A 25,692-nucleotide genomic window follows, 5' to 3' on the forward strand; every position below is an offset into this window, starting at 1 on the left:
CAATGTTGGATATTTTCAGAACTACAACAACAAACCCCTCTGCACCTACGGTACAGAGCGATTATGATGAAATGAAGGATCGTCTTGATCTCTATGAAAGAGCTTTTGAAGAGATCAAAAATGTAGCAAGTAATGTCTCCAAGGGCGACTTCAGTGCCCGTATTGTAAACTGGGACGAATATGACCAACTGTCTGAAACCCTTGCCGCCTTAAATCAATCATATGACCTTGCTGATGCTTTTATTCGTGAGGCAAGCGCATCTCTTCAGGCGGCGCTTAGAAAAGAATATCACCGAGTTTTTCTTGAGCAGGGGATTTTAGGCGATCTTGGTCGAGGGGCCAGAATTATTAATGACGCTTCAGCGGCGATGAAAGAAGCTGAAGAAAATCATATTAAGCTCGTAAATGAATTAGCGGAAAGCTTTGAAAAAGAAGTATTAGCAGCAGTTGATTCGGTTGCTGAGCTTGCCAACCGTACAAAAGAGAATGCTTCAAAGCTGCAGCAAAACTCGGAAGACAATCAAGCGCAAGCAAACTCCGTAGCCGCAGCGGCAGAGCAGGCATCCGTCAATGTACAAACCGTAGCAGCAGCCTCGGAAGAATTATCTGCATCCGTGGAAGAGATTGCAAAACAAGTTAACAGGTCTTCACAGCGGTCCTCTGAGGCATCAGAATCTGCAAGCAACACTAATGATACCATTGGGGAACTCGCTGAAGCTTCCAAAACAATTGGAGATGTGGTCGGACTTATTAATGATATTGCTGATCAAACCAATTTACTTGCTCTTAATGCAACAATCGAAGCAGCAAGGGCTGGTGATGCGGGAAAAGGGTTTGCCGTTGTAGCCAGCGAAGTAAAATCCCTAGCTCAGCAGACATCTACAGCAACAGGCGATATTGGTGTCCAAATCAAAGATATCCAGGATAAAACCGGTCTATCGGTTAACGCCATTCTGGATATTGCAAAAGTGATTGATGAATTGAATGAAATCGCTAGCTCTATTGCTGCTGCAACAGAAGAGCAGTCAAGCGCCACAATTGAGATCAGCCGCAATATTCAGGAAGCCTCGCAAGGAACAGACGAGGTTTCAACCAGCATACAACAAGTGAGTCAAACCGTAGCAGACACCCTTGAGATGGCTTCCGAGCTTAAATCATCTGCACTTGAAATGCAGGACCAGATGGCGGCAGTGAAAAAACAATCGCTCAAATTCGTGAATTCCATTCGTGCCTGATAAAGATAGTAAAATACAGCAGGCCCTGAGCTTTGCAGCGCGAGAAGGATGGTCCAGAAAGCCTGAGTTGTTTCTGGAAAAGGCAACCCAATTCCTTTGCACCCTTTTGGGCGTAAAATATGCTTTTGTCGCACTAAAAATCAAAGGAACATCCACCGCAAAGACCATAGCTATAGCCGCTGATGGGGAAATTATTGATAATTTTGACTATGAATTAACGGGTGCTCCTTGTGAAAACGCTGTTTCATTTGGTTACTGTGAATGCCCATCGGGGGTGACGCAAGAATTCCCGAGAGACACGTTGCTTCAAGAGATGGGTATAGAGAGTTATTTGGGATTTGCTCTGGAGGGACGGTCTGGTGAAGCTCGCTCCATTTTTGCCATAATGGATGATAAGCCACTCCAAGATGCTGTTGTAGCACGAAATATCCTGAAGATCCTATCACATAGGGTTGCAGCAATTATTGTGCACCTTGAAAATGATCAGCTAATCAGCAACAAAATACAAGAGCTCGAAAGCTTTAGAAGAGCTATGGATGCGCAAGCCATCGTGTCTATTGCCGATAAAGCAGGAAATATCATTTATGTGAATGATATATTTTGTGAGATCAGTGGATATAGACGTGATGAACTAATCGGCCAAAATCACCGTATTCTAAAATCAGGTCAGCATACCCCAGAGTTCTATCAAGATATATGGAAAACCATCTCGGCAGGTAAAATTTGGCAAGGTGTTATCCAAAACAAAACAAAACAGAACAAACCTTATTGGGTTAAATCGACCATTGTACCTGAACTGAATGAAAACGGCATACCTGTAAGATATGTATCGATTCGAACTGATATAACAGCCGAATATGAAAGACTGGATAAAAGCACAGCCGCAAACAACGCAAAACAGCGTTTTTTAACATCAATTAGCCATGAATTTAGGACCCCATTAAACGCTGCATACGGGTATTTACAAGTTGTTCAACACAATTCCGCACTTCCACCCACGGCCCAGGAACAACTGACAGAAGCTTTGAAAGCAATTGAGACCCTAACCGATTTAACAGATAGTGTAGTCTACTTTGCAAGCGGATCTCATCTAAAATTGGATGTTCGGGGTCAGATTAATATCTGCGATATTTTCAAATCTTGCAGAGATAAATATGGCACACAACTTAAGGCGCGCGGATTATTACTGAAGCTAAACTGTGGACCTGATCTTACTATAAGTCATCATAAAAATCCTATTAGCGAAATTTTGGAGCGTTATCTCTCTAATGCAATCAAATATTGTGAACATGGCGGCGTAATTGAGTTGAAAGCCGAATACATAGACAAACACAAGCTTCGCCTCTCCGTTAAGAACGATGGTAAGGGCCTTGTTGAAAATGATAACAATCTTTTCGAAGCTTTCGAGAAGGCAGACCAAATGGCGGGCAGTCAATCTGGTTTAGGTTTAGGCCTGTATATTGTTGCGCAGACGGCTCAGGTTATAGATGCTAAAGTTGGCTATGAAAATAACCCAGGGCCTGGCGCTAAATTCTGGGTTGATATCCAAGAGAGTGGGGGCTCAGCTTGAAAATACTGTACGTAGAAGACATAGAAATCAATTTCAAAGTCATGCAGGCCATGACAAGTGCTCTAGGTCTGCAAACATTAGATCATGCTGAAAATGGGCATAGTGCCCTGAATATGTGCCAAGACATTGAATATGATTTGATATTTATGGATATAAATCTGCCGGATATCTCCGGCCTTAAAGTCACTGAACACATTAAATGCAGCACATTGAACAAAAACACCCCTATTATAGCGGTCAGCGCAGATGTTACGGCAACCACCCGTGAAGCAGCAATTGAAGTAGGGTGCGATGATTATCTTACAAAACCTGTAAATATGACAATTTTAAAAGATACACTTGATAAGATAATTGACCCTCAATTCGCTACCCAACCGTAAATAAGGCTATTGGTTACAATTGATCCAGCTATAGTCAGTCAACCTGGCTCTCGAGTATACATCGATTATGTGTTCTCCAATTTTTGGCGTATTTTGATTAATAGGAATAACGAGAGGATGCAGACCACTATCTCATATCCAAGTAACGAATAAATTGTCTCTTGCGGCGGGCCGGCCTGTATTAAACTTGCGATACGGCCAAGGGCAAATCCCCCCATAACAAGCGACAATAGCGCCAGCATATCCAAACGTCGGTGCGCTTTTACACCGCCCCAGCCCCACAAGGCGGCCAAGACCAATGAAACACCCCCATATGAAGCCCGTAGCATATTGTCCATACTGGGGTCCGATGCCGTTAAACCGTAGTTACCCAGCAATAGATCTGGATCATATAGATATGCCAGGCCAATCAAACCCATAACGACCGAATTAATGATTAAAACAACTGAAGCAAAACGGGTCATATATTTTCTCTTAATTTACATTTTCTTCAAAAATAACTAAAGTATAGTAATGGTCAATAGAGTTACTTATAGGTAAGTTTTGAGCATTCAGAGGATTACGAGATGCCAGAGAAAAATAATCAGCAAACTGTGTTTCTATATGACGATCCAGATTGTCCAATTAGACGACTGGCATCCGAGGTTGGTAGTAAATGGCAAATGCTAACGGTGTTTGCCCTTGCTTGCGGACCAGTAAGACACAATCAGTTACTCGATCGCATTGAGGGAATATCCCCAAAAATGCTGAGTAGTACCTTAAAGTCTTTACAGCGGGACGGTTTTATCAACCGGATAGCCTACCCGGCAGTTCCACCACATGTAGAATATTCACTGACCGAGATGGGCAAAGGTCTATTGCACCACCTGAACAACCTCGTGCAATGGAATTATAATCATCTGGATGAGATTAAAGCAGCCCAAGAAACTTTTGATATGGAAAAAAACAAAATTCGAATTGGCTGAAAACATCAAAGCCAGAGCAGTTTTAAAAGGGTAACACCTTATTGCTCTGGCTTTCGTATTTGAGTTAAATTAATTCGCTGATTAACTCATGAGATGTAAGGCGCAAATCTTATTACCAGAAGGGTCACGAAGGTACGCTAAATACATCTGTGTTGTGTCATTGCCGCGAACACCTGGTGGATCTTCAATCGCAGTACCGCCATTTTCAAGTCCAGCTTTGTGCCAGGCATCAGCAGTTTCAGGGCTATCAACCGAGAAACCAATTGTGCTGCCATTTGCGGCTGTTGCCGGGTTGCCGTCAATCGGTTTACTTAAAGAGAAAATCCCTGTTTTTTCGTAATAAAAACAACGGCCTTTCTCATCGATAACACCCGGCCTGTATCCAAGAACGCCCAAAATAGCATCATAAAAGCGCTTAGATTCTTCAATGTCATTAGCGCCGAGCATAATATGACTAAACATAACCTCTACCTCTTTTTATTTACCACTAGGGAGTTTATGCGGGGCATAAAAGATTAAGTCAATAAATCAGAATAGCATTTTGATTTCAAATGCTTTGCAGATAGATTCAATCATGTTTTCTGATTAAATGGAGCGGGCGATGAGATTCGAACTCACGACCCCAACCTTGGCAAGGTTGTGCTCTACCCCTGAGCTACGCCCGCTCAACACGTAAGGGGTAACAAACCGTTCGGCTTGCGTGGCGGGATAATAGCTATAGACTTTTCCTTTGCAACATTTATTTTCATTTTTTTACAAAATTGATGTAAGCTATTAATTTTAAAAGTAAAATTACTCACTAACATTTACCTTAATAACCAAATCAAGGACTGATATGCCTTATCCAGCGAGTGAATCTGATTTAATGGAATTCCTGAAGAAATTGGAAATTCAGACAGAAACCGTTTCACACCCTCCTGTTCATACGGTTGAGGATGCTCAGAGTTTACGGGGCGAAATACAGGGTGGGCATTGTAAATGTCTTTTTATTCGCGATAAGAAAAAAAGACGCGCCCTTATTGTTATGGATGAAAATAAACAAGCCGACCTAAAGGCCGTCGCCCAGATACTCGGTTTAGGGAGAATATCCTTTGGCAGTAGCAATAGCATGATGGATATGCTCGGCGTAAAACCGGGCTCGGTAACACCATTTGGCCTTATAAATGCTATGGATCGATATCCCGACATTATCATTGCACTGGATCAAGGCATGTTAGAGAACGAGTATCTAAATTATCATCCTTTACATAATGCCGCGACAACAACTATTAGATCAGATGATTTGCTAAAATTTATTGCCGCAACCGGTTATCGCCCACAAATCATAGAAATTTAGGCGAATATAAACTTCTTACTGGCGTATCCTATCCGGACTCATTATTGTCCCGACATGAATAAACCATCAGGTTTAACGGTTGATTTATCACACAATCAGATGAGCATAAAATGGAACACCAATCTCCAGCGCCGACAGCGACTAGCGACACGTCAACATTGATCAAAGATACAAACCTACAAGGGTTCGGCGAGGATGTGATTACAGCGTCTATGCAAAGACCTGTTATCGTTGATTTCTGGGCAGATTGGTGCGGACCATGCAAGCAGTTAATGCCTGCCTTAGAGGCTGCGGTAACCGAAGCCGCTGGCGCGGTTACACTGGTTAAGGTAAATGCCGATCAAAACCAGGCACTTTGCGGGCAACTACAGGTGCAAAGTTTGCCAACAGTGCTCGCCTTCTGGCAAGGTCAACCAGTAGACGGGTTTCAAGGCGCCGTTCCGCCCTCTCAGATTAAAGCCTTCATTGATCGCCTGATTGAAATCAGTGGTGGCGCACAACAATCAAACCCAATTGATGCTGCATTGGAACAAATAGACGCGCTATATGATGCAGGTGAATATATGCAGGTTGTGCAAGGGTGTCAGCAGGTACTCGGGCATGAACCAGGAAACATAGGCACAGTTATCCGATTGGGAGACGCCCTTTTGAAAATGGGTGAAACCGATCAAGCGAAAACAATCCTGACACAGCTCGACCCTAACGCCATTAATGATAAAGACCTAAAGGCACGCTTAGAACGCCTGAACACAGCACTTGAACTATCGGCACAAGCAGAAAGCGCCGGTGATATCGAAGAACTTGAGCGCGCTATCGAGGCTGATAGCACCAATTATCAAGCGCGTTATGACCTTGCGCTTGCTCATCAGGCGAAAGGTAATCTGGAAGCAGGCGCAGATGCCCTGCTCGCTATCATTATGCGCGACCGCGAATGGAACGAAGATGCGGCTCGAAAACATCTCCTGAAATTGTTTGAAGTTGAAGGTGCGGATAGTCCGTTCACTCTAAAGTATCGTAGAAGATTATCATCAATCCTCTTTAGCTAAGGCCCAAAGAATGGAAGAAACGGTTAATCCCTTTACATTACCAAAAACAATTCCATTGTTTCCCTTGCCGGGCGCAACTCTTCTGCCGAGGTGCAATCTTCCGCTCAATATTTTCGAACCTCGCTACCTCAAGATGATAGAAGATGCCTCAATGACCAATAATTTGATTGGCATGGTGCAACCATTGAAAGGCGTTTTAGACAGTAAAACCCCTGAACTATTTTCAATAGGATGTGTTGGCCACATCGAACAAATGCAACACACTGACGATGGGCGCATTGAAATCATGCTTCGTGGTTTATCAAGGTTTCGTATAGAATCCGAACTGGAAACAACAACACCTTATCGTCAGGCCTTGGTTGATTTTGAAGTCTTTGCCGATGATCAAACCGTACCCGCACACGATTGCAATATTGATAGGGAATTACTCCTTAAATCACTATCAAGTTACCTTGAAAAACGGGGCTTATCGGCTGACTACACCGGCATTGAAACCGCACCGGATGAAATACTTGTCAACACACTATCAATGATTATTCCGTTTCAGCCATCAGAAAAGCAAGCTATGCTTGAGGCTTCAGACATTTATAGTCGAAATGAAATGCTTTTAAGTTTGCTGGAAATGGCGATAGCAAGTTTAAACCCCCTCAATGATAGTGAACATCACTAAGGATATACTGATGACCGAAAAAACCAAGGGAAGCGCCGACCCTAAGCTTCTTGAAATATTAATATGCCCGGTGTCACGCTCCACACTGGAATATGACGCAGAAGCACAGGAACTGATCAGCAATACAGCCGGCCTCGCATATCCTATTCGGGATGGAATTCCCATTTTACTTGCAGATGAAGCGCGCGAAATAAATTCTTAATTCTCAAAACGACTGTCGAGTAAAGGCCCTAATGGTCGGCCACCCAGAATATGAATATGCAAGTGAGGGACTTCCTGATGCGAGTTAGGCCCCGCATTTGATATTGTCCGATAGCCACCGCTCTCAAGGCCAAGCTCTCTCGCGACCTCACCGACCGCACGCATAAACCCTTCAATCAATTCTGCCGGTGCATTTGCGGTAAAGTCCGCCATAGACACATAATCCCCTTTTGGGATCACAAGAACATGTACTGAAGCCTGCGGATTGATATCATGGAACGCGAGCGCATGATCATTTTCAAAAACCTTATTGCAAGGAATCTCGCCGCGCAGAATTTTTGCAAAGATATTATTTTGATCATAGGCCATGATACTACTCCACAGGTTTCAGAATTATTTTTACAGGATAAACTTGCTAAGGTCTGTGTCACCAGTGTTTAGCTGTTCACCCATGTTGGTTTTCACATAATCAGCATCAACCTTAACTACCGTATCTGGTTGATCAGACGCTTTAAAGGAAATTTCCTCTAGGACTTTTTCCAGAACTGTATGCAAACGCCTCGCGCCAATATTTTCAACGGTTTCATTGAAATGCGCTGAAATACGGGCAATTTCGTCAATACCGTCTTCTGTGAACTCGAGCGTCACATTTTCGGTTTTCATCAAGGCTTCATACTGCCTAATCAGGCTATAATCCGGCTCTTTCAAAATACGTTTGAAATCTTCTTCAGTGAGTGCTCGAAGCTCCACACGGATCGGAAGGCGACCCTGCAATTCAGGCAGCAAATCCGATGGTTTTGCCAAATGGAATGCACCAGACGCAATAAAGAGAATATGATCTGTTTTAATGGCTCCGTGCTTTGTTGACACGGTCGTTCCTTCAATAAGCGGCAACAGATCACGCTGAACACCTTCGCGGCTAACATCACCGCCGCGAACATCCTGACGGGCACAAATTTTATCAACCTCGTCCAGAAACACGATACCATTTTGTTCAACAAGCTCTATTGCTTCGCGGGTCATGCTTTCTTCGTCAACCAGCTTGTCAGCTTCTTCACCCATTAAGACTTCATAGGCTTCGCCAACTTTCATCTTTTTCTTAACCGTACGGCCGCCCATCGATTTACCGAACATATCGCCAATATTCAGCATACCAACACTCGCACCCGGCATACCCGGAATATCAAATTGCGGGAACGGATTAGAAGTATCAGCGATATCCAGTTCTATTTCTTTTTCTGCAAGTTCGCCGTCGCGAAGCATTTGGCGAAATTTTTGGCGTGTAGCGTCTCCAGAGCTTTCACCAACAAGCGCATCAAGAACACGGTCTTCCGCATGCAATTCTGCTTTTGCGGCAACTTCCTTGCGCTTTTTTTCTTTCATCAGGAGAAGCGCGTTTTCAATCAGATCGCGAATGATTTGCTCAACATCGCGGCCTACATATCCAACCTCGGTAAATTTAGTTGCTTCAACCTTGATAAATGGTGCTTCCGCTAGTTTGGCAAGACGGCGAGAGATTTCGGTTTTGCCGACACCCGTTGGTCCAATCATAAGGATATTTTTTGGTAAAACCTCATCACGCATCTGACCATCGATTTGCTGTCTGCGCCACCGATTTCTGAGCGCCACCGCAACAGCACGTTTTGCGTCTGCCTGCCCAATAATAAAACGATCCAGTTCGGATACAATCTCGCGCGGGGAAAAACTTGTCATACTAACTTACTCCTGACTTTCTTCTTTGCCGCCTTGGACTTTATTATCTTCAGCATCAAGCGTCTCAACGATAAGATTGCCGTTTGTATAAACACAAATATCGGCCGCGATAGCCATTGCTCGGCGTGCAACTTCCTCTGCACTCAGGTCTTGATCGTAGAGCGCGCGGGCTGCCGCAAGCGCAAAATTACCGCCAGAACCGATCGCAACAACACCGTGCTCAGGTTCCAAGACATCCCCGTTACCTGTCACCACAAGACTCGTTGATTTATCAACAACGATCATCATCGCTTGAAGCTGCCGCAGATACTTGTCTGTTCGCCAGTCCTTCGCCAGTTCAACACACGCCCTCGCCAGCTGACCTGGGTGGCGCTCCAATTTTGCTTCAAGGCGCTCAAATAACGTAAATGCATCCGCGGTTGCACCAGCAAAGCCCGCGATCACACCGCCAGCTAATTGCCTGACCTTGCGGGCATTTGCCTTCATCACCGTATCGCCGACCGATACCTGACCATCACCCGCAATAACAACTTTACCGTCCTTGCGAACGCTACAAATCGTTGTTGCATGCCATGTAGGAAGCTTATCATTGAACTGAGTCATTCAGTCATGTCCTTTATATAATCCATTAATCAGGATTGCATATATGACGAACACAACCCTGATACAAGACCAGCTTACGAAAGAAGCACTAAATAGATTGCCGCTCTGTCATCATATAATAGTGAAAGCTTTTTTTATAGATAGTCTGGCAAATCAGGGTGTTGAGTGCTATGTAGCGGTCAAAATTAAATCATTTTGGCATTTCAAGAAGCAATTTGCTTTTGATATGCGAATGCGGAGGAATGTTCATGCGCACGGCATCAATTGAACGCAAAACCAATGAAACAGAAATTTCTGTTGAGCTAAACATTGATGGAACAGGTATCTATAATGTTGAGACAGGTATCGGTTTCCTTGATCATATGCTTGAACAACTTTCCCGGCATTCTTTGATTGACCTTACAGTCAAAGCCAAAGGTGATTTGCACATTGATGGCCACCATACCACAGAAGATTGCGGTATTGCGATTGGTTCAGCCATGAAGAAAGCGCTCGGCGACCTGAAGGGCATTACCCGCTACGCAAATGCGTATATCCCAATGGATGAAACCCTAAGCCGCGCAGCCATTGATATTTCCGGGCGCCCTTTCATTATCTGGAATGTTGATTTCACCCGCGATAAAATCGGTGAGTTCGATACAGAACTTTTCGAAGAGTTTTTCCGTGGCTTTGCCTTTGCCGCAGGGTTTACGCTGCATGTGGAAAATCTATATGGCAAAAACAATCACCATATTATCGAATCCTGCTTCAAAGCTGTTGCACGTAGCCTACGCACTGCCTGTGAAATCGACCCACGCAAAGCCAATGCTGTGCCATCAACAAAAGGTACGCTTGGCGGTAGCCTCTAGTTTTTTGGAGAAAATGAATGTCTGAAACCGTTGCCATCATTGATTATGGCTCCGGCAACCTGAGGTCTGCTGAAAAGTCACTCGCACGCGCTGCCAGTGATAATAATATTGCGGCAAATATTATTGTTACGAATGATCCAGAAGTTGTCTTGAAAGCAGACAGGGTTGTTCTACCGGGTGTTGGTGCGTTTGCCGATTGCCGCAGGGGTTTGTATAACCTCCCCGGTATGGTGGATGCACTATCAGAGCAAATCATTGAGCGCGGCAAACCATTCTTAGGCGTCTGTGTTGGCATGCAGCTCATGGCAAACGAAGGCCAGGAATTTGGGACCCATCCGGGCCTTGGATGGATTGATGGTGCTGTTAAACCGATTGAGCCAAAAATAGATACATTAAAAATTCCGCACATGGGGTGGAATGAAGTTTACGTGAGCGAAACAGCGAAAACCCACCCTGTTGCCAGTGTCCTTGCGCATGGTGATCACGCTTATTTTGTTCATAGCTACCATATGGCAATGAACGACGATACGATGCTCTATGCCACAACAGAGTATGGTGAAACACTAACCGCTATAATTGGGCGAGACAACATGATTGGTACACAGTTTCACCCGGAAAAAAGTCAAGCTGTAGGCCTCAAGTTCTTAAAGGCATTTTTGGAGTGGAAACCATGATTACTCTTTATCCAGCTATCGACCTTAAGGACGGGAACTGTGTCCGCCTGTTTAAGGGTGATATGAATGAAGCAACCGTTTTTAATGACAATCCGGCAGCACAGGCACAGGAGTTTGTCAAAGCAGGATGTACATGGCTACACCTGGTTGACCTGAACGGCGCCTTTGCTGGGGAACCCGTAAACGGTGATGCTGTCCGCTCAATCCTCGCAAACGTTGATGTTCCGGTTCAGCTTGGCGGCGGTATTCGAAACATCAAAACAATGGAACACTGGTTAGACGCTGGAATTTCAAGATTAATTCTGGGAACACTTGCAGTTAAAGACCCGAAGCTTGTTATTGAAGCCTGCAAATTGTTCCCTGGTAAAATCGCTGTGGGCATTGACGCGCTCAAGGGCATGGTGGCCGTAGAGGGCTGGGCTGAGGCAAGTGATATGGAAGTTGAGGAACTGGCTAAGAAATTCGAAGACGTCGGGGTTGCTGCCATTATTCATACAGATATTGACCGCGACGGCACATTGTCTGGCGTAAACGCAGAAGCATCATCAAAGCTGGCTGACGCTGTTACCATACCCGTTATTGCCTCAGGTGGTGTTAAGGACTTATCAGATATTCAAAAGGTATATGATATGAAAAACCTTGAAGGCGTAATTACCGGCCGTGCAATATATGACGGCGGGATGGACCTGATCGAAGCCCTTAATATTACTAAAGGTAATCAATAATGCTGAAAGCACGCATTATACCCTGCCTTGATGTAAAGGATGGCCGTGTTGTTAAGGGTGTTAACTTTGTTGACCTCAAAGACGCAGGTGACCCCGTAGAGCAAGCTCGCGTTTATGACGCAGCCGGCGCAGATGAACTTACATTTCTGGATATTACCGCAAGCCATGAGCGCAGGGGTATTTTGCTCGATGTGGTCAAGCGTACAGCAGAGGCCTGCTTCATGCCGCTTACGGTTGGAGGTGGTGTCCGCGGTGAAGAGGATGTTCGTAACCTTTTGCTCGCTGGTGCAGACAAAGTATCTTTGATGACTGCCGCAGTAAACAATCCGCAGGTTATCAAGGAGCTGGCAGAAAAGTTTGGATCACAGTGTATTGTTGTTGCTGTTGACGCCAAAGAAGTAAGTCCGGGCAAATGGGAAGTTTTCACCCACGGTGGGCGCAAGCCGACAGGCCTTGATGCCGTTGAATATGCGAAGCAGGCAACCGAACTTGGGGCTGGTGAAATTCTGCTGACAAGTATGGACCGCGACGGAACCCGTGAAGGGTTTAATATCACACTTACAAAGGCCGTAAGCAGGGCAGTGAATGTTCCTGTTATTGCGTCCGGTGGTGTCGGAACTCTGGATCACTTGGTTGAAGGCATCCGTGACGGCGAAGCGTCCGCTGTTCTTGCTGCCTCTATTTTCCACTTTGGTGAATATACGATCAAAGAAGCCAAAGACCATATGGTCAAAAACGGTGTACCCATGCGGGAGGTACTATAATGTCCAATATTGATATTTTAACCACCCTTGAAAGCCTGCTAGAAGAACGTAAGTCAGCGGACCCTGACATAAGTTATGTGGCACGACTTTATAAAAAAGGCTCAGATAAAATCGCACAAAAAGTTGGTGAAGAAGCGGTTGAAACTGCTATGGCCACAGCAAAAGGTGATGATGAAGAGCTTGCAAAAGAAGCTGCAGATTTATTGTTTCACTTAATGGTACTTCTGAAATCAAAAGACATGAACCTTGAAGATGTTGCCAAGGAACTTGCACGCCGGGAGGGAATTTCTGGCCTCACAGAGAAAGCTTCGCGTTCAGAATAGTAAGTAGCCCTTAACCAAAGAGGTTGAGTGTACTTATCCATAACAGCCGCCCCGCCAATAATACCAGCATTACATTCAGTATAATATTAAACTGTCGTTCATTTGCCTTCAGTAATAACCTTTTCCCAATCAATGTCCCTACAAAACCAGTGGCGACCATCACTGTAATCAGCCCTATATAATCAGTAAGAACAAATCCGAGTGTAACAAACACCATCACCTTTAATAAATGCTGCAGCACCATGCAGGCCGCCATTGTTGCAACTTGTTGTTCGCGGCCATATTTTTGTGTTCTGAGTAGCGTTGCTACAAAAGGGCCGGTTGCCCCAACAAACATGGTCAAAACGGTTGATACAAATCCACCCAAAAAGATTACTAATTTGGATGAATAGCCAATGACAATGTTTGGCCTCCAGATACTCCAAAATATAAATAGAGCGATTAAAAGCCTCAAATAATCCGGTTCTAATGTGAACGCAATTTGCCCGCCGGCAATAGCACCGATCACGCTTCCAACCAGAAAATAAAGGCATATTCGGATATCTATAAAGTGCCGCATCAAACCAGCGCGGCCAATGTTTGACCCTAATTGCACAACGCCGTGTACGGGAATAACTGCAACAGCAGGTATGAACTGCGTCAGAACAGCAAGCAATAAGACGCCTCCCCCCAGCCCCATAGACGCAGTTATTAGTGACCCCAGAAAGCTCGTTATCAGGAGCATGATCAGTTCAATAAAACCTAACCATTCAGGAAACATGTTCAGCCCTTGCCCACCCCATATTCAAAGACTTGCCAATTCTTCATGATTAGCAATCCATTCAACGAGGGCGTCATAATCCTTGATGAAAACTGCACCGTATTTACGTTCCAGAATGTTCATCTTCTGAAATTCCTTCAAGGCATTATGAACAGAAAGCCTTGATACACCCAGCGTTTCAGACATCATGGTTTGTGTTATCGGAATATTCATATCAATTTTGTGTTTGTGTACATAGCTTAGAAGAACTTTGGCAACCCGCACGATAATGGGTTGACGGCGAACATCATCTAGAGTTTCAAGCGCAATATGAAGATTCTGCGCAAGTGCCGACAATAAATAATCTTTAATCTCGGGATATTCTTGCACCATCATATTGAAATCAGACAAAGGAATCTGATCAACTACAGTTTCACCAAATGCCTCAGCATTATGGGTTCGGGGCAAATCCGCGAAGAGGGTGAATTCACCAAACGTATCGCCCGGCACCAACAGGCGCGTTAAAAAATATTGGCCATCACGACCATAATTTCCAACACGCACCGCCCCAGATCTTACAATCGATAATCCGGCTTTTCGTTCTCCGCGTGCCTGAATTTGCTCGCGGTCACCATATGTTCGACCAATAGCAAACCGTTCAAAAAGGCTTAGGACATCTGCTGATAGCATCACACTTCTCTGCAAAGATTTAAAATGTAAAGCATTATACATTTTAAATAAGCAAAATCTATACACTGGCCTTAATTAACCGATAACAGATAAAGCATGTGGAGATCATACCGTGTCAGCTCAAATGGTTATATTCCTCGTTTTTATATCCTTTGCGCTTTTAGAGGTGGTGACTGATCGGTTTTTGCATAAGGAAGGTGAGGTAAAATCAGATGGATACGTTGAAATTATCGGCACAGTAATCCTGCTCGGTATAACGCAACCGTTTATTCTCTATCTCGCCTACATAGGTATGGAATATTTCCTGCCTGATGCCAAAGATGCTTTGATCGGGTATCCGGTAATTGCGGGCATTATGTTCCTGATCATATTTGACGACATGATGCAATATTGGTGGCATCGGGCCTCCCACACTTTTCCATTTTTATATAACTTGCACCGCGCCCATCATAACGGCGAATATTTAAGTGTCCGCACGGTATATCGAAATAACGTCTTTTATTATTTTCTTATGCCATCCTTATGGTTTTCCGGAATTCTGATCTATCTGGGACTCGGCTGGATATACGCTGGATATGTGGCCGTAAAAATGACAGTCATCATTGGTGCACACTCAAGCTGGCGCTGGGATGCCGCACTCTATAAAATACCTCAATTATCTTGGTTGATGTGGATTGTAGAGCGTACAATATCAACACCGTCTACCCACTCTGCCCATCACGGTAAACACGCTGATGACGGCATCACTAACTATAAGGGTAACTTTGGTAATCTGTTGTTTTTCTGGGATGTGCTCTTTGGCACCGCAAAAATAACCCGCAAATATCCCAAAAAATTTGGTGTGGAAAACCTGCCAACATCAAATTGGCCTGAACAACTTTTTTGGCCTTTAATTAAAACCAAAGAAGATTAAAAGAACCATCAAGCAGTTTTCTGATAAGCAGTCATTAAACTTGGACGCCTGTAGGACAAAGCCTCTGCAATATGATGAACCATAATTGCTTCCTCGCCAGCGAGATCAGCAAGCGTTCGTGCAACACGCAGAACCCGGTGATATCCGCGCGCCGATAAATGCATTTGCCCAACAGCTCGTTCCAACAGGGCCTTACCTTTTTCATCCGGGCTTGCAATTGTCGTTAACAATTCACCGTCTGCATGGGCATTTACCAATATTCCACTATCTGCTGCCAATCGCTCAAACCGATCTTGCTGAATGTCTCTGGCCTTCTGTACACGCGCAGCAATTTCATTTGAGCTTTCTCCGTTTGGTAGTGACGTTAATTCGGTTGGGGATACCGCGGCCACCTCCACATGCAGGTCCATCCTGTCATACAAAGGTCCTGATATTTTTGATTGATAGTCAACTGCGCATTTTGGTGCCCGATTACAGGCAAGCCCTTCGTCGCTTAGATACCCACACTTGCACGGGTTCATCGCCGCAACCAATTGAAATCGTGCAGGATAACTTATATGCGCCTGTGCCCGCGCGATAACCGCTTTTCCGCTTTCAAGGGGCTGACGCAGGGCCTCCAATGTTGTTCTCGCGAACTCAGGGAGTTCATCGAGGAACAATACACCCCCATTTGCGAGCGAGACTTCACCCGGTAAGGCCCTTGCACCACCACCGATTAATGCGGGCAGGCTAGCACTGTGATGCGGATCACGGAAAGGGCGCTCTTTACTGACAACACCATTTTCAAGCAGGCCAGCAACAGAAGCAATCATACTTGTCTCTAACGCTTCCATCGCAGACATTGGTGGTAGGATGGACGGAAACCTTGATGCCAACATCGACTTTCCAGACCCAGGAGGCCCGGACATAAGAACATTGTGACCACCAGCGGCAGCAATTTCAAGGATTCGCTTGGCCCCCTCCTGCCCCTTAATATCACGAAAGTCAGCATAAGAGGCTGGGGCACATGCCTTTGAAATACTGGGGGTAGACAAAACCTGGCTACCTTTGAAGTGATTGATTAACGCCAACAGACTTTTGGGGGCCAGAATATCACTATTACCAGCCCATGCAGCCTCCCCACCGCATTCATAGGGGCATACAAGGCCGCATGCTTCGCTGTTAGCAAACACAGCTGCAGGCAAAACACCATTAACGGCACGAACTGAACCATCCAGACCCAGCTCACCCATCACATAATAGTTAGATAATGTATCAGCTGGCAAAACTTGCATTGCTGTTAAAATCGCCAACGCTATAGATAGATCTAGGTGACTTCCATTTTTAGGCATGCTGGCCGGGGAAAGGTTAACAGTGATCCGTTCGGCGGGCAAACCAAGCCCAAGAGCAGAAAGCGCAGAACGCACACGTTCACGCGCCTCCGTTACAGCTTTGTCTGGCAAGCCAACAATCGTAAAGGCTGGAAGGCCGCTTGAAATCTGAACCTGAACCTCAACGGGCCTTGCGTCAATCCCTTCAAACGCCACTGTTTTAACTGTTGCTATCAATTATGGTCCCCCAATATGTGCAGGTCATGCGCAACCAACGTCAAACATATATTATGCAACCAAGACGTGGATAAGTATGCTCAATTACGGGTAAGAGTCCAGCAAAAAAGAGAACAAAACAAAAACATTTTGTGATTTCAGTAGGAACTTGAAAGCTTATCTAAAACAACAATAACGTCTTAAGCTGATCATTGACCCCTGGAAGGACGATTTCCCAACAAGGCCAGTAATTGATCCAACGCACGATCATCAAGCCTTCCAACCCTTGCAGCCAAAAGATTAGCCGCATGGGTGGCTTTTGGATTTAATCCGGATGTATCAATTGTCACCTTTGGCTTGGAAAACTCAGCAACTTCTTTTAATTCTTCTGCATCATCCCAAACCAGGCCAAAATACTGAATAATTTTTTGTAGCAGAGGCCATGACGGGCTGCCTCGCTTCCCATGCTCGAGCGCAGATAAATATGCGGGGCTTACGTCTAGGTCTGCTGCCATTTGGGCCTGGCTAACACCTTTTTTTGCCCGTAAAGTCCTTAGTTTTTCACCGAAGGGTGTCATTCCAGTTCTCTAAATAATTTATCAATATTAGGGTTTCCGTTGGGTCGGCAATTTCTTGCGTAACAGTATATATAATGCCCCTTCACCGCCATGTTCCTTTGCCGCACTATCGAAGCTTTCAATAAAAGGCCGGATTTCAGAGGATTGCAGCCAAACAGGCACCAATCGCTTTAAAACCCCGCCATGCTGATCAAATTGTTCACGTGTTCGATAGGCAACAGGCGTATCATTATCTAGCTGCGAAAAGCGCCTACCGCCTTTCCCCGTTACCACCAACAATGTTTTATCCCCGCGCCTGATACCACCCTCTACTGCATTCTTTAAAATTCGATAGGCCTGGTCTTGGGTCATCCCATGAAGATCAATAGATCGATCCACATCCTTAATACCGCTTGCAATTCGCCTTTTCGTTTTGCGGTCAATTCTGGAGTCTGGTGTCGGGCTTTGACCCAAATACCATTCGGCTGGAATTTCCCTCGCCTCTTCCTTGCGCGCGATCATCCGGCGCGGCTTGATAGCAGGCTTGCCAGCGGAAGAAGCTACCTTCTTAAGGGGTTTTACAGTTTTCTTTACTTCATCCCAAAGCTGTTGATCCTGATCGGATAAACTATTTTTTCCTTTTTTTGCAAAGTCGTTCGGCATTATTTTGCTGCAATTAATTTATCTGCGAGCAGATTAGGCAGCAATATCCAATATCGACCTGTATTTTGCATTTTCCCTGCAATTGCTGCTGCTTCATCACCAAACCCCCAAAAGACATCACCGCGAATTTCACCTCTGATCGCACCGCCCGTATCTTGCGCGACCATCAGTCGGTCCATTTGTACATTTTGATTGCCGTTTGCTGCTGGATAACTAGCGCTGAGCCAAACCGGCGCATGCATCGGCAGGTGACGAAGGTCAATGGCCAGCGAATGGCCTGCTGTTAAACCAACGCCCGCCGACCCAAAAGGCCCATCGGTACCATCAAGCAATCTAAAGAAAATATACGAGCGATTTTTTTGCATCAAAGCTTGGGCACTATCAGTATTTTTTTCTAACCACGATCTAATCGACTGCATAGATATGTTTTCGCGCTCTATTTCCCCCATATCAATCAGATCGCGTCCGATCGCACGGTAAACATGGCCATTTTGCCCTGCATAACCCACGCCTTGTAAGGTACCATCCGGCATTTCTACCCGGCCAGACCCCTGAATATGAAGAAAAAAAACATCAATCGGACTATCGACCCACAGAAGCACATCCGCTTTCTGTTCCAAGGCACCCGTATCGATAGCAGCCCTGTCTTCATACGGAATAAGGCGATTATTCTGGATCTTACCTGCTATTCTCTCGCCTTTTAAATCAGGCCTGAAACGTCCAAGGTCCACACTAACCAGGTCCTTGGGCAAACTATATATGGCGTGCTGAAACCTATCAGACTTCTTAAAACTACCCTTCAGGAGCGGTTCAAAATACCCGGTAAACAACCCTTCGTGGTTCCCATTCAACGAAACTTCAAACGCTTTGAAATTCGCCTCGTAAAATGTGCGAACCTCAACCATACTTAGACGATTGATTGCGTTAGCGGCGTTGCAAACAGGTTTCCAATCAGCGGCAGTACCTCCAATTTGCGCCCCCTGTAAGCGAGCACCGTCTGCTTTTTTAAGCAGGCTATCACAGGTTTTCAAAAAAGCCTTAAATCCACCGTTAATATCCTGACTGTCTACCCAACCAGGTAGTTCAGCGAAATCAACGCGGTCGAATGTCAGCGCTTTCGTTTGCTTGGGCGAAAGGTAATATAAGGCAATTATAACAACCAGAATAAGAGCCAGAGCAGCACCAATATAGCCAAATATCTGTCTCATGGGTTATTCAAAGCCTTAGTAAACTGGAATTATCCTGCGCGCGTCGCGACAAGTATCCATTTAGGATCGCGTGAACTTACATCACGTGCAAACGTCCATTGATCATTAACGGTAACGGCGTCAGACGCATCCCCTTCGATAACACGCCCGTCACTATCCCGGGTAACGGCCAAAATTTCAGAGGTAAACTGCACGGTCAGTTCGGCAGATTTATTATCCAAGCGGCCTTCAATGACCTTTGCATTCTCAATATCAAGCAACCGGTTATCGAGCGTATGACCAGCATCCGCACGTGCATCAATAGCCCCAATAAACTGACCGCTGATATCTTCAGATAAAAATTCCTTTAAGGTTGCACTGTCACCGGACCAGAAAGCCTCTAAAATCATTCTGTACGCGCCTTCTGCACCGCTCAAAAACTGAGGAACATTAAACGATCTATCAGCACGCCTGATATCTTGGAATACTCTGCGCAGGGCCGGGTCACCCTCAAGCTCGACAACACTATCATCATCTTGTTGCGTGTCCATTGGTCGCCCATAAGGATCAACATCACGCCCTTCATTTTGGCGCTGTCTGTTCGCTGCGGGCGGTAAATGCTCTGTGCCTGACTTGTTTCCAAGCTCTGAACGCAAACGCAAAAAGATAAATGCCCCAAGTGCTGCTATAATGATAATGTCTATAATCGCCATGATATCTCTTATTATTTGTGCGGTATTTTATATTTCTTTCATACGGCCTATTGAAGCCGGATGGATTGATCCCTTAATAAATAGGACGATTTAACAGAAAGAACAAGCAATGGTATGGATCATATTATTTATTTTAGCAGCTTTTCCGCTTCTAGAGTTATCTGTGTTAATCGACGTTGGGAGTTCAATCGGTGGGCTGCAAACAATTATGCTATGTTTGCTAACGGCTGGCGCCGGAATGTATCTGGTTCGATTGCAAGGCTTACAGATTTTTTCAAAGATGCAATCCACCGCCCTTCAGGGTGAAGAAATCGGCGAAAACCTGATCCACGGCTTTTTCCTCATGGTAGCAGGGGTTTTTCTGTTTATTCCGGGCTTCATAACAGATGCTATCGGTGGAATATTATTGGTCCCACATATTCGCCTTGGCATCGCTAAACTGGGCCTCCTCAATATGGTTATTCACCGAAGCCAACAAGGCCAGAATAGCTATTCAAATACAAAACCATACAATGACAATATCATCATTGAAGGCGAATATTCCGAGCATGAAAACACGCAAGATAAAGATAACATCGAGCAGAAATAACCCGGCCATGAAGGTTTTATCGCCTAATCCCTTTAAATAAGCTGCATTTGCTGTTGTCCAGAAGGGCAAACCATGCTAGCGCTTTGCCCAAGTTTGCCGTGACTGGATATATTTTGCGAACAACCAGCAACGACAAAAATTAAACTATTAGAATTTTTATTAGATCAAGAGTGAAAACATGGCTGAGAATGATTTCCAAAACAACCAAACACCTGTAGGCGGTCCCGCTCCGGAAGGCGCTGAAGCACCTCAAGCTGGTGTTCTTGCACAATATATCAAAGACTTGTCATTTGAGAACCCGAATGCACCAGCAAGCCTACAAAACCAAGCAGGCAATGCACCGGCGATCGATGTGAATGTGAATGTAGGTGTTCGCCAAATGAACGAAGAAGTTTACGAAGTAGATCTCAAAATCTCAGCTAAGGCAACTACACCAGCAGCTGAAGAGGGCGGTGAAGGTACAGTAGCATTTGTTGTTGAACTTTCTTACGGCGCGCTCTTTGGTATCCGCAATGTTCCACAAGATGCACTTCGCGGCTTCTTACTGGTACAGGCACCAATGCTTATGTTCCCATTTGCGCGCCGTATCATTGCTGATGCGTCACGCGATGGTGGTTTCCCACCACTCCTTCTTGAGCCTATTAACTTTGACGCACTATATCGCGCACAACTTGCTCAAGAAGCGCAGAACGCTGGCGGTGAAGCTGCTCCAGCTGCAGATGGTGACGCACCAGCGCCGATTAACCTGAACTAGGATTTATCGTCAATATTTCTGAAAGCCAGCTTATTTCATAAGCTGGCTTTTTTATTATCTACTTAGGTAAATTGATAAACCGAAATTTATTTTGCTGCTTTTGCCAGCCTTAATAAAGTACGGGCACAAATTACGTCTGCAGGGTTTCCCGTTGTTTTGCAGTCTAATTCCGCTTCCATTAATATGGAGAGTGCCTGTTCAATTTTTTTTGCCGACCACCTGGATACTTCGATTTGAAACCTGTCCTTTTCGCCAAAGAAAACCGGCGGCCGAAGTTTCCCAATAGCGTCCGCAGGCGACATACCTTGATCGACATATCCACGTGCCAAATGAAAGCGCATGAGGCGATTTTGTAGGGTACGTAAAATTGCAATAGAATTTTCACCAGCAGTCCAGGCACGCTCAAGCAATCGTTCCAAAGCCGTCATATTTCCCGCTGTAACAGCTTCAGCAATTTGATTGAGGCCAATTGCCGCTGTATCACCAACACAGGCCTTTGCATCTTCAAGCGTTACCTGGCCACCACCTGGCCCTTTATAAAGAACAAGCTTTTCCAACTCACCCCGTGACACCATTCGGTCGCCGCCAAGATTGTCTGCAAGATAATGAACCGCATCCTGGCTAGCGGATAGGGAAGCTTCGGAAAGGACACTCTGGATTAATCCCATCAAATCACGTGCATTATCTTCATAACACGCAATGGCAAGCGCAACCTTCGAGGCTTCTGCCGCTTTTCTAAGAGCAGACGATGGCTTGAGGTCCCCTGACGTTATGACAACAAGCCCATCAACGGTTTCAGCGTCCAGTAACAGTTTAACGGGTTCAGCGGCTTCAGCACCAGCACCGTCATATCGAACTAATCGTCGCCCGCCCATCATCGAAATCGCGTTGGCTTCATCAAGAAGAGTTGAAGGCATCTGCTTCAAATCTTCTGTTGATGGTCTTGCAACCTGAAACGGGTCAGACAAATCTTCGACAATCTGTTTGCCTATTGCTTCCGATCGCTCGCGTACCAAACCATCATCACGGCCATAGACCAAAACAGCTCTAATCCCGTCAGGTAAGGCTTTAAGATGGCGTGCAATATCGCGAGGGGGAACCTTTACCATATTCAACTACTCGGTTATGCTACCGGGTTGTTCAACAGTATTTTTGAAGTATAACGCAAGGCGTTTGTGGATACGTTCACCAATTTCTATCGCCAAGCGTTCGGCACTGTCTTCACGCTGCACAACATTTGAAAAGTCTGATAAAACCAGATCAAATGACGTGCGTGCAAACAAGTTATCGCTATATAAAACGCTCTCTGTTGACGGATCAATGAGCTTGATCTCAGCGGTAACCGTCAACTGTTCCTGGGTAGCAGCAGCATCAGGCCGGGTTCCATAACCAAGGCTTTCCTGATTAAGTGTAATCCTAAGCTCATATTTTGAATTTGCCCCGACATTAAACGTAGTAAGCAGATGGTTTCGCATAACCTGACCTAATCTGTCAGGGATAGGCGCGACATCAATGAAGGACAATTCATTCGATACGTTAGCGCCGTTATTGGCTGTTTGATACAGCGGTGTAAATCCACAAGCTGACAAAAAACACAAGCTCAATATTAGCGCTAAGTATCTCATATTTTATCCTACAACAATATTTACAATTCGCCCAGGCACAACGATGACCTTACGGATCGTTTTACCTTCCATAAATTTGATTACCTTCTCGTTCGCAAGGGCAATTTTTTCAATTTCATCCTTAGGCATATCTTTCGCGACCTCTATTGTGTCACGAACTTTACCATTAACCTGAACAGCCAATTTCACAGTGTTATCGACGGTCAGACTTTCATCAAATTGTGGCCAAGGCGTATCTGCAACGAGTGTTTCAAAGCCAAGCTCTGACCATAATTCCTCTGCCAAATGAGGCATCATGGGGCCAATCAAAAGAACAAGGGTTTCAAGCGCTTCACGTTTAACTTCCGCTGCACCCGCACCATCCAGCTTTCCGCCAACAGCATTTGCATATTCATAAAGGCGCGCAACTGCCTTATTGAAATGCAGTGCTTCGATATCAGCCGTAACTGCCTTAATAGTTTTATGAACAGTTTTCCGAAGTGCCATTGCACTATCACTGACCTCAGTGGGAATCGGAGTACCAATAGGTGCAACCGAACCTATCGCCTCCAGAACCAACCGGTTCACACGCTGCGTGAAACGCCAGGCGCCTTCAATGCCCGATTCCGTCCACAATAAATCACGTTCTGGCGGGCTATCAGAAAGCACAAACCAGCGCGCAGTATCGGCACCGTACTGATCGATAATGTCGTCAGGGTCGACAACATTTTTCTTGGATTTCGACATTTTTTCAATACGGCCTTCTGTGACTTCAAGACCGTTGTCATTGCGGTACATGGTACCGTCGTCGCGCGTTCTGATCAATTCCGGGAATACCCATTGATTTTCGCTATCACGGTAGGTCATGTGGTTAACCATACCTTGCGTAAACAGGCCTTCAAATGGCTCGGTTACTGTTGTTTTGCCGATTTTATTCAAGGCTCGAGTAAAGAAACGTGCATAAAGCAAATGTAGAATTGCGTGCTCTACACCACCAATATACTGATTTACCGGCATCCATTCATTCACTGTATTGCCATCGAAAGGCGCGCCTTCATCAGGTGTGATAAACCGTAAGAAATACCATGACGAATCAACAAATGTATCCATTGTGTCAGTTTCGCGCGTCGCCGCCTTACCGCATTTAGGGCACGTTGTGTTTTTCCATGTTGGGTGATGCTCCAATGGATTACCGGGCGTATCAAACGATACATCTTCCGGCAATTTAATTGGCAACTCTTCACCAGGAACGGGTACCACACCGCAATCATCGCAGTGCACGAACGGGATCGGTGTTCCCCAATAACGTTGGCGCGAAACACCCCAATCGCGCAGGCGGAAATTGACAGTGCGTTCCCCCCAACCTTCTGCCTCAGCACGGTCTATAACAGCCGTTTTAGCATCCTCTACAGTCATGCCATCAAGCATCTGAGAATTGGCGATCAAACCCGGCCCTGTATAGGCCTCATCCGCAACAGCAAAGCTAGCCGCATCTTCGCCTTCAGGGACAACAACCGCTTGAACGGAAAGGTTATATTTCCGCGCAAAATCAAGGTCTCGCTGATCATGTGCTGGACAACCAAAAACAGCGCCTGTTCCGTAATCCATCAACACAAAGTTTGCCACATATACCGGAAGCTTCCAACTTGGATCAAACGGATGCTCTACATAAAGGCCTGTTGCAAACCCTTTCTTCTCTGCTTTTTCAATCGCTTCCTGACTAGTACCGGTCTTACGGCATTCCTCAATAAACTTCGTTAGGTCAGCATTATCTTCTGCCAGTTTCAATGAAAGGGGATGATCTGCCGCAATCGCACAGAAACTAGCGCCAAAAATGGTATCCGGGCGAGTTGTGTATACAGTTAGTTTTTCGCCCCGATCAGCAATATTGAAATCAAACTTGAGGCCTTCTGATCGCCCTATCCAGTTTTCCTGCATCAACCGTACTTTTTCAGGCCAACGATCAAGCGTTCCTAGCCCTTCCAAAAGCTCATCGGCAAAATCAGTGATTTTCAAAAACCACTGTGAAAGCTTGCGTCGCTCCACAAGCGCGCCCGAGCGCCAGCCTTTACCGTCGATAACCTGTTCATTAGCCAGAACCGTATGATCCACAGGGTCCCAATTTACCCAGGATTCTTTTCGGTAAATTAGTCCAGCATTATAGAAATCAATAAAGATTTGCTGTTCTTTGCCGTAATATTCAGCGTCACACGTTGCAAATTCTCGTTCCCAATCAATCGCAAAACCAACTTGCTGTAACTGACCGCGCATATTCGCAATATTGTCATACGTCCAATCAGCAGGGTGAACCTTGTGTTCCATCGCCGCATTTTCGGCAGGCATTCCGAAAGCGTCCCACCCCATTGGGTGCAGAACTTCGTATCCATTTGCCCGGCGAAAACGTGCTACGACATCACCTAATGTGTAATTTCGAACGTGCCCCATATGGATGCGCCCAGACGGGTATGGAAACATTTCCAATACATAATATTTAGGTTTTTCGGATTGAGTATTCGTTCTGAAAGTGGCGGCTTCTTGCCATCTTTTTTGCCATTTTGTCTCGGTAATTTTGGCATTATAACGTGACATTTTTTTCTCTTAAACTATCTAGAGGGCACACATATATGCGGCCCCCTGTATTTAGCACAAATTATTGGTATTTAATTTCATCTCGATCATGTTTTACAGAAACACGATTGAATAA

At 45.3% G+C, this 25,692-nt stretch carries 31 protein-coding genes and 1 tRNA gene; 16 read left to right on the forward strand and 16 right to left on the reverse strand.

Annotation, left to right across the window (positions count from 1 at the left end):
• Positions 1 to 2: 2 nt before the first annotated feature.
• Genes KFF44_RS00565 through KFF44_RS00575 form a run of 3 tightly spaced genes read left to right on the forward strand, consistent with a single transcriptional unit; the run spans position 3 to position 3,185 of the window.
• On the forward strand, positions 3 to 1,235 hold the full coding sequence (locus tag KFF44_RS00565; protein ID WP_255936203.1) for a methyl-accepting chemotaxis protein: 1,233 nt from the start codon (positions 3 to 5) through the stop codon (positions 1,233 to 1,235).
• A complete protein-coding gene (locus KFF44_RS00570; RefSeq protein ID WP_255936204.1) occupies positions 1,228 to 2,805 on the forward strand; it encodes a PAS domain-containing sensor histidine kinase in 1,578 nt (525 codons plus the stop codon). The genes KFF44_RS00565 and KFF44_RS00570 overlap by 8 nt, the downstream gene beginning before the upstream one ends.
• On the forward strand, positions 2,802 to 3,185 hold the full coding sequence (locus KFF44_RS00575; RefSeq protein WP_255936205.1) for a response regulator: 384 nt from the start codon (positions 2,802 to 2,804) through the stop codon (positions 3,183 to 3,185). Before KFF44_RS00570 ends, KFF44_RS00575 begins: the two co-directional genes overlap by 4 nt.
• Before the next feature lie 65 nt (positions 3,186 to 3,250).
• On the opposite strand, the gene KFF44_RS00580 is transcribed toward KFF44_RS00575, so the two are convergent.
• Positions 3,251 to 3,649 (reverse strand): DUF4345 domain-containing protein, encoded by a 399-nt coding sequence (locus KFF44_RS00580; RefSeq protein WP_255936207.1) that lies wholly within the window; start codon positions 3,647 to 3,649, stop codon positions 3,251 to 3,253.
• A gap of 102 nt (positions 3,650 to 3,751) precedes the next feature.
• Between KFF44_RS00580 and KFF44_RS00585 the strand changes: the two genes are divergently transcribed.
• Positions 3,752 to 4,150, forward strand: coding sequence for a helix-turn-helix domain-containing protein (locus tag KFF44_RS00585; protein WP_255936209.1), 399 nt, complete (start codon positions 3,752 to 3,754; stop codon positions 4,148 to 4,150).
• Positions 4,151 to 4,231: 81 nt separating this feature from the next.
• On the opposite strand, the gene KFF44_RS00590 is transcribed toward KFF44_RS00585, so the two are convergent.
• Complete coding sequence (locus KFF44_RS00590) at positions 4,232 to 4,612, reverse strand: VOC family protein (RefSeq protein ID WP_255936211.1); 381 nt, start codon at positions 4,610 to 4,612, stop codon at positions 4,232 to 4,234.
• 128 nt (positions 4,613 to 4,740) lie between these two features.
• Positions 4,741 to 4,815, reverse strand: a tRNA-Gly gene (locus KFF44_RS00595).
• Positions 4,816 to 4,985: 170 nt separating this feature from the next.
• Here KFF44_RS00595 and KFF44_RS00600 point away from each other — a divergent pair.
• The 4 genes from KFF44_RS00600 to KFF44_RS00615 all read left to right on the forward strand — a co-directional run bounded on the left by KFF44_RS00600 (position 4,986) and on the right by KFF44_RS00615 (position 7,404).
• On the forward strand, positions 4,986 to 5,486 hold the full coding sequence (locus KFF44_RS00600; RefSeq protein WP_255936213.1) for a prolyl-tRNA synthetase associated domain-containing protein: 501 nt from the start codon (positions 4,986 to 4,988) through the stop codon (positions 5,484 to 5,486).
• Between the two features lie 110 nt (positions 5,487 to 5,596).
• Positions 5,597 to 6,532 carry a tetratricopeptide repeat protein gene (locus tag KFF44_RS00605; protein ID WP_255936214.1) on the forward strand — a complete coding sequence of 312 codons (936 nt, stop codon included), beginning with the start codon at positions 5,597 to 5,599 and terminating at the stop codon, positions 6,530 to 6,532.
• A gap of 10 nt (positions 6,533 to 6,542) precedes the next feature.
• On the forward strand, positions 6,543 to 7,202 hold the full coding sequence (locus KFF44_RS00610) for an LON peptidase substrate-binding domain-containing protein (RefSeq protein WP_255936216.1): 660 nt from the start codon (positions 6,543 to 6,545) through the stop codon (positions 7,200 to 7,202).
• A 10-nt stretch (positions 7,203 to 7,212) separates the two neighbouring features.
• Positions 7,213 to 7,404 (forward strand): Trm112 family protein, encoded by a 192-nt coding sequence (locus tag KFF44_RS00615; protein WP_255936217.1) that lies wholly within the window; start codon positions 7,213 to 7,215, stop codon positions 7,402 to 7,404.
• On the opposite strand, the gene KFF44_RS00620 is transcribed toward KFF44_RS00615, so the two are convergent.
• From KFF44_RS00620 to hslV, 3 genes are read right to left on the reverse strand one after another with little or no spacing between them, the layout of a single operon-like run.
• Positions 7,401 to 7,772, reverse strand: coding sequence for a histidine triad nucleotide-binding protein (locus KFF44_RS00620; protein ID WP_255936218.1), 372 nt, complete (start codon positions 7,770 to 7,772; stop codon positions 7,401 to 7,403). The two genes, KFF44_RS00615 and KFF44_RS00620, sit on opposite strands and share 4 nt — an antisense overlap.
• A 30-nt stretch (positions 7,773 to 7,802) precedes the next feature.
• Positions 7,803 to 9,116 (reverse strand): ATP-dependent protease ATPase subunit HslU, encoded by a 1,314-nt coding sequence (hslU, locus tag KFF44_RS00625; protein WP_255936220.1) that lies wholly within the window; start codon positions 9,114 to 9,116, stop codon positions 7,803 to 7,805.
• A gap of 6 nt (positions 9,117 to 9,122) precedes the next feature.
• Positions 9,123 to 9,719 carry an ATP-dependent protease subunit HslV gene (hslV, locus tag KFF44_RS00630; protein WP_255936222.1) on the reverse strand — a complete coding sequence of 199 codons (597 nt, stop codon included), beginning with the start codon at positions 9,717 to 9,719 and terminating at the stop codon, positions 9,123 to 9,125.
• 248 nt (positions 9,720 to 9,967) lie between these two features.
• Here hslV and hisB point away from each other — a divergent pair, with 248 nt between their 5' ends.
• From hisB to KFF44_RS00655, 5 genes are read left to right on the forward strand one after another with little or no spacing between them, the layout of a single operon-like run.
• Positions 9,968 to 10,567, forward strand: coding sequence for an imidazoleglycerol-phosphate dehydratase HisB (gene hisB / locus KFF44_RS00635; RefSeq protein WP_255936223.1), 600 nt, complete (start codon positions 9,968 to 9,970; stop codon positions 10,565 to 10,567).
• Positions 10,568 to 10,584: 17 nt separating this feature from the next.
• Positions 10,585 to 11,241 (forward strand): imidazole glycerol phosphate synthase subunit HisH, encoded by a 657-nt coding sequence (gene hisH, locus KFF44_RS00640; protein WP_255936224.1) that lies wholly within the window; start codon positions 10,585 to 10,587, stop codon positions 11,239 to 11,241.
• The gene (hisA, locus tag KFF44_RS00645) at positions 11,241 to 11,966 is read left to right on the forward strand and encodes a 1-(5-phosphoribosyl)-5-[(5-phosphoribosylamino)methylideneamino]imidazole-4-carboxamide isomerase (RefSeq protein WP_370691183.1); all 726 of its coding nucleotides are present in this window, start codon (positions 11,241 to 11,243) and stop codon (positions 11,964 to 11,966) included. The genes hisH and hisA overlap by 1 nt, the downstream gene beginning before the upstream one ends.
• A complete protein-coding gene (gene hisF / locus KFF44_RS00650) occupies positions 11,966 to 12,730 on the forward strand; it encodes an imidazole glycerol phosphate synthase subunit HisF (protein ID WP_255936226.1) in 765 nt (254 codons plus the stop codon). Before hisA ends, hisF begins: the two co-directional genes overlap by 1 nt.
• Positions 12,730 to 13,053: a phosphoribosyl-ATP diphosphatase gene (locus KFF44_RS00655; protein ID WP_255936227.1), complete on the forward strand. Its 324-nt coding sequence runs from the start codon at positions 12,730 to 12,732 to the stop codon at positions 13,051 to 13,053. Before hisF ends, KFF44_RS00655 begins: the two co-directional genes overlap by 1 nt.
• Positions 13,054 to 13,063: 10 nt before the next feature.
• Here KFF44_RS00655 and KFF44_RS00660 read toward each other — a convergent pair whose 3' ends face one another.
• Positions 13,064 to 13,813, reverse strand: a complete 750-nt coding sequence (locus tag KFF44_RS00660) for a sulfite exporter TauE/SafE family protein (protein WP_255936228.1) — start codon at positions 13,811 to 13,813, stop codon at positions 13,064 to 13,066.
• Positions 13,814 to 13,837: 24 nt separating this feature from the next.
• Entirely contained in the window at positions 13,838 to 14,482 is a 645-nt protein-coding gene (locus KFF44_RS00665; protein ID WP_255936229.1) for a Crp/Fnr family transcriptional regulator, read from the reverse strand.
• A gap of 112 nt (positions 14,483 to 14,594) precedes the next feature.
• On the opposite strand from KFF44_RS00665, the gene KFF44_RS00670 reads away from it, so the two are divergent.
• Positions 14,595 to 15,395, forward strand: coding sequence for a sterol desaturase family protein (locus KFF44_RS00670; RefSeq protein WP_255936230.1), 801 nt, complete (start codon positions 14,595 to 14,597; stop codon positions 15,393 to 15,395).
• A gap of 8 nt (positions 15,396 to 15,403) precedes the next feature.
• Here the strand turns inward: KFF44_RS00670 and KFF44_RS00675 are convergent, their stop codons facing one another.
• From KFF44_RS00675 to KFF44_RS00695, 5 genes are all read right to left on the reverse strand, one after another.
• Complete coding sequence (locus KFF44_RS00675; RefSeq protein WP_255936232.1) at positions 15,404 to 16,942, reverse strand: YifB family Mg chelatase-like AAA ATPase; 1,539 nt, start codon at positions 16,940 to 16,942, stop codon at positions 15,404 to 15,406.
• Between the two features lie 188 nt (positions 16,943 to 17,130).
• On the reverse strand, positions 17,131 to 17,499 hold the full coding sequence (locus tag KFF44_RS00680; protein WP_255936234.1) for a helix-turn-helix domain-containing protein: 369 nt from the start codon (positions 17,497 to 17,499) through the stop codon (positions 17,131 to 17,133).
• Between the two features lie 27 nt (positions 17,500 to 17,526).
• Positions 17,527 to 18,141: a Smr/MutS family protein gene (locus tag KFF44_RS00685; RefSeq protein WP_255936236.1), complete on the reverse strand. Its 615-nt coding sequence runs from the start codon at positions 18,139 to 18,141 to the stop codon at positions 17,527 to 17,529.
• Entirely contained in the window at positions 18,141 to 19,349 is a 1,209-nt protein-coding gene (locus tag KFF44_RS00690; RefSeq protein WP_255936238.1) for a murein transglycosylase A, read from the reverse strand. The genes KFF44_RS00685 and KFF44_RS00690 overlap by 1 nt, the downstream gene beginning before the upstream one ends.
• Before the next feature lie 29 nt (positions 19,350 to 19,378).
• Positions 19,379 to 20,041 (reverse strand): Tim44/TimA family putative adaptor protein, encoded by a 663-nt coding sequence (locus tag KFF44_RS00695; RefSeq protein WP_255936239.1) that lies wholly within the window; start codon positions 20,039 to 20,041, stop codon positions 19,379 to 19,381.
• Positions 20,042 to 20,150: 109 nt separating this feature from the next.
• Here KFF44_RS00695 and KFF44_RS00700 point away from each other — a divergent pair, with 109 nt between their 5' ends.
• Together KFF44_RS00700 and secB are read left to right on the forward strand one after the other, a co-directional pair.
• Positions 20,151 to 20,630, forward strand: coding sequence for an FxsA family protein (locus KFF44_RS00700; protein ID WP_255936240.1), 480 nt, complete (start codon positions 20,151 to 20,153; stop codon positions 20,628 to 20,630).
• 178 nt (positions 20,631 to 20,808) lie between these two features.
• Complete coding sequence (gene secB / locus KFF44_RS00705) at positions 20,809 to 21,384, forward strand: protein-export chaperone SecB (protein WP_255936241.1); 576 nt, start codon at positions 20,809 to 20,811, stop codon at positions 21,382 to 21,384.
• 86 nt (positions 21,385 to 21,470) lie between these two features.
• Here the strand turns inward: secB and holA are convergent, their stop codons facing one another.
• Genes holA through leuS form a run of 3 tightly spaced genes read right to left on the reverse strand, consistent with a single transcriptional unit; the run spans position 21,471 to position 25,577 of the window.
• Positions 21,471 to 22,493 (reverse strand): DNA polymerase III subunit delta, encoded by a 1,023-nt coding sequence (gene holA, locus KFF44_RS00710; protein ID WP_255936242.1) that lies wholly within the window; start codon positions 22,491 to 22,493, stop codon positions 21,471 to 21,473.
• Between the two features lie 6 nt (positions 22,494 to 22,499).
• Positions 22,500 to 23,009 (reverse strand): LPS assembly lipoprotein LptE, encoded by a 510-nt coding sequence (gene lptE / locus KFF44_RS00715; RefSeq protein WP_255936244.1) that lies wholly within the window; start codon positions 23,007 to 23,009, stop codon positions 22,500 to 22,502.
• 3 nt (positions 23,010 to 23,012) lie between these two features.
• Entirely contained in the window at positions 23,013 to 25,577 is a 2,565-nt protein-coding gene (gene leuS, locus KFF44_RS00720) for a leucine--tRNA ligase (RefSeq protein WP_255936245.1), read from the reverse strand.
• Between the last annotated feature and the right edge of the window lie 115 nt (positions 25,578 to 25,692).

It is taken from the genome of Kordiimonas sp. SCSIO 12610, assembly GCF_024398015.1.
Taxonomy (GTDB): Bacteria; Pseudomonadota; Alphaproteobacteria; order Sphingomonadales; family Kordiimonadaceae; genus CANLMI01.

What these genes read in the sequence shown, in the direction of transcription:
- KFF44_RS00565 (WP_255936203.1), top strand. Translation starts at nt 3, where the DNA reads ATGTTGGATATTTTCAGAACTACAACAACAAACCCCTCTGCACCTACG.
- KFF44_RS00655 (WP_255936227.1), top strand. Translation starts at nt 12,730, where the DNA reads ATGTCCAATATTGATATTTTAACCACCCTTGAAAGCCTGCTAGAAGAA.
- holA (WP_255936242.1), bottom strand. Translation starts at nt 22,493, where the DNA reads ATGGTAAAGGTTCCCCCTCGCGATATTGCACGCCATCTTAAAGCCTTA.
- hslV (WP_255936222.1), bottom strand. Translation starts at nt 9,719, where the DNA reads ATGACTCAGTTCAATGATAAGCTTCCTACATGGCATGCAACAACGATT.
- hslU (WP_255936220.1), bottom strand. Translation starts at nt 9,116, where the DNA reads ATGACAAGTTTTTCCCCGCGCGAGATTGTATCCGAACTGGATCGTTTT.
- KFF44_RS00695 (WP_255936239.1), bottom strand. Translation starts at nt 20,041, where the DNA reads ATGGCGATTATAGACATTATCATTATAGCAGCACTTGGGGCATTTATC.
- lptE (WP_255936244.1), bottom strand. Translation starts at nt 23,009, where the DNA reads ATGAGATACTTAGCGCTAATATTGAGCTTGTGTTTTTTGTCAGCTTGT.
- KFF44_RS00615 (WP_255936217.1), top strand. Translation starts at nt 7,213, where the DNA reads ATGACCGAAAAAACCAAGGGAAGCGCCGACCCTAAGCTTCTTGAAATA.
- KFF44_RS00585 (WP_255936209.1), top strand. Translation starts at nt 3,752, where the DNA reads ATGCCAGAGAAAAATAATCAGCAAACTGTGTTTCTATATGACGATCCA.
- KFF44_RS00590 (WP_255936211.1), bottom strand. Translation starts at nt 4,612, where the DNA reads ATGTTTAGTCATATTATGCTCGGCGCTAATGACATTGAAGAATCTAAG.
- hisB (WP_255936223.1), top strand. Translation starts at nt 9,968, where the DNA reads ATGCGCACGGCATCAATTGAACGCAAAACCAATGAAACAGAAATTTCT.
- KFF44_RS00610 (WP_255936216.1), top strand. Translation starts at nt 6,543, where the DNA reads ATGGAAGAAACGGTTAATCCCTTTACATTACCAAAAACAATTCCATTG.
- KFF44_RS00660 (WP_255936228.1), bottom strand. Translation starts at nt 13,813, where the DNA reads ATGTTTCCTGAATGGTTAGGTTTTATTGAACTGATCATGCTCCTGATA.
- hisF (WP_255936226.1), top strand. Translation starts at nt 11,966, where the DNA reads ATGCTGAAAGCACGCATTATACCCTGCCTTGATGTAAAGGATGGCCGT.
- KFF44_RS00685 (WP_255936236.1), bottom strand. Translation starts at nt 18,141, where the DNA reads ATGCCGAACGACTTTGCAAAAAAAGGAAAAAATAGTTTATCCGATCAG.
- KFF44_RS00620 (WP_255936218.1), bottom strand. Translation starts at nt 7,772, where the DNA reads ATGGCCTATGATCAAAATAATATCTTTGCAAAAATTCTGCGCGGCGAG.
- leuS (WP_255936245.1), bottom strand. Translation starts at nt 25,577, where the DNA reads ATGTCACGTTATAATGCCAAAATTACCGAGACAAAATGGCAAAAAAGA.
- KFF44_RS00600 (WP_255936213.1), top strand. Translation starts at nt 4,986, where the DNA reads ATGCCTTATCCAGCGAGTGAATCTGATTTAATGGAATTCCTGAAGAAA.
- KFF44_RS00580 (WP_255936207.1), bottom strand. Translation starts at nt 3,649, where the DNA reads ATGACCCGTTTTGCTTCAGTTGTTTTAATCATTAATTCGGTCGTTATG.
- hisH (WP_255936224.1), top strand. Translation starts at nt 10,585, where the DNA reads ATGTCTGAAACCGTTGCCATCATTGATTATGGCTCCGGCAACCTGAGG.
- KFF44_RS00605 (WP_255936214.1), top strand. Translation starts at nt 5,597, where the DNA reads ATGGAACACCAATCTCCAGCGCCGACAGCGACTAGCGACACGTCAACA.
- KFF44_RS00700 (WP_255936240.1), top strand. Translation starts at nt 20,151, where the DNA reads ATGGTATGGATCATATTATTTATTTTAGCAGCTTTTCCGCTTCTAGAG.
- KFF44_RS00680 (WP_255936234.1), bottom strand. Translation starts at nt 17,499, where the DNA reads ATGACACCCTTCGGTGAAAAACTAAGGACTTTACGGGCAAAAAAAGGT.
- secB (WP_255936241.1), top strand. Translation starts at nt 20,809, where the DNA reads ATGGCTGAGAATGATTTCCAAAACAACCAAACACCTGTAGGCGGTCCC.
- KFF44_RS00665 (WP_255936229.1), bottom strand. Translation starts at nt 14,482, where the DNA reads ATGCTATCAGCAGATGTCCTAAGCCTTTTTGAACGGTTTGCTATTGGT.
- KFF44_RS00690 (WP_255936238.1), bottom strand. Translation starts at nt 19,349, where the DNA reads ATGAGACAGATATTTGGCTATATTGGTGCTGCTCTGGCTCTTATTCTG.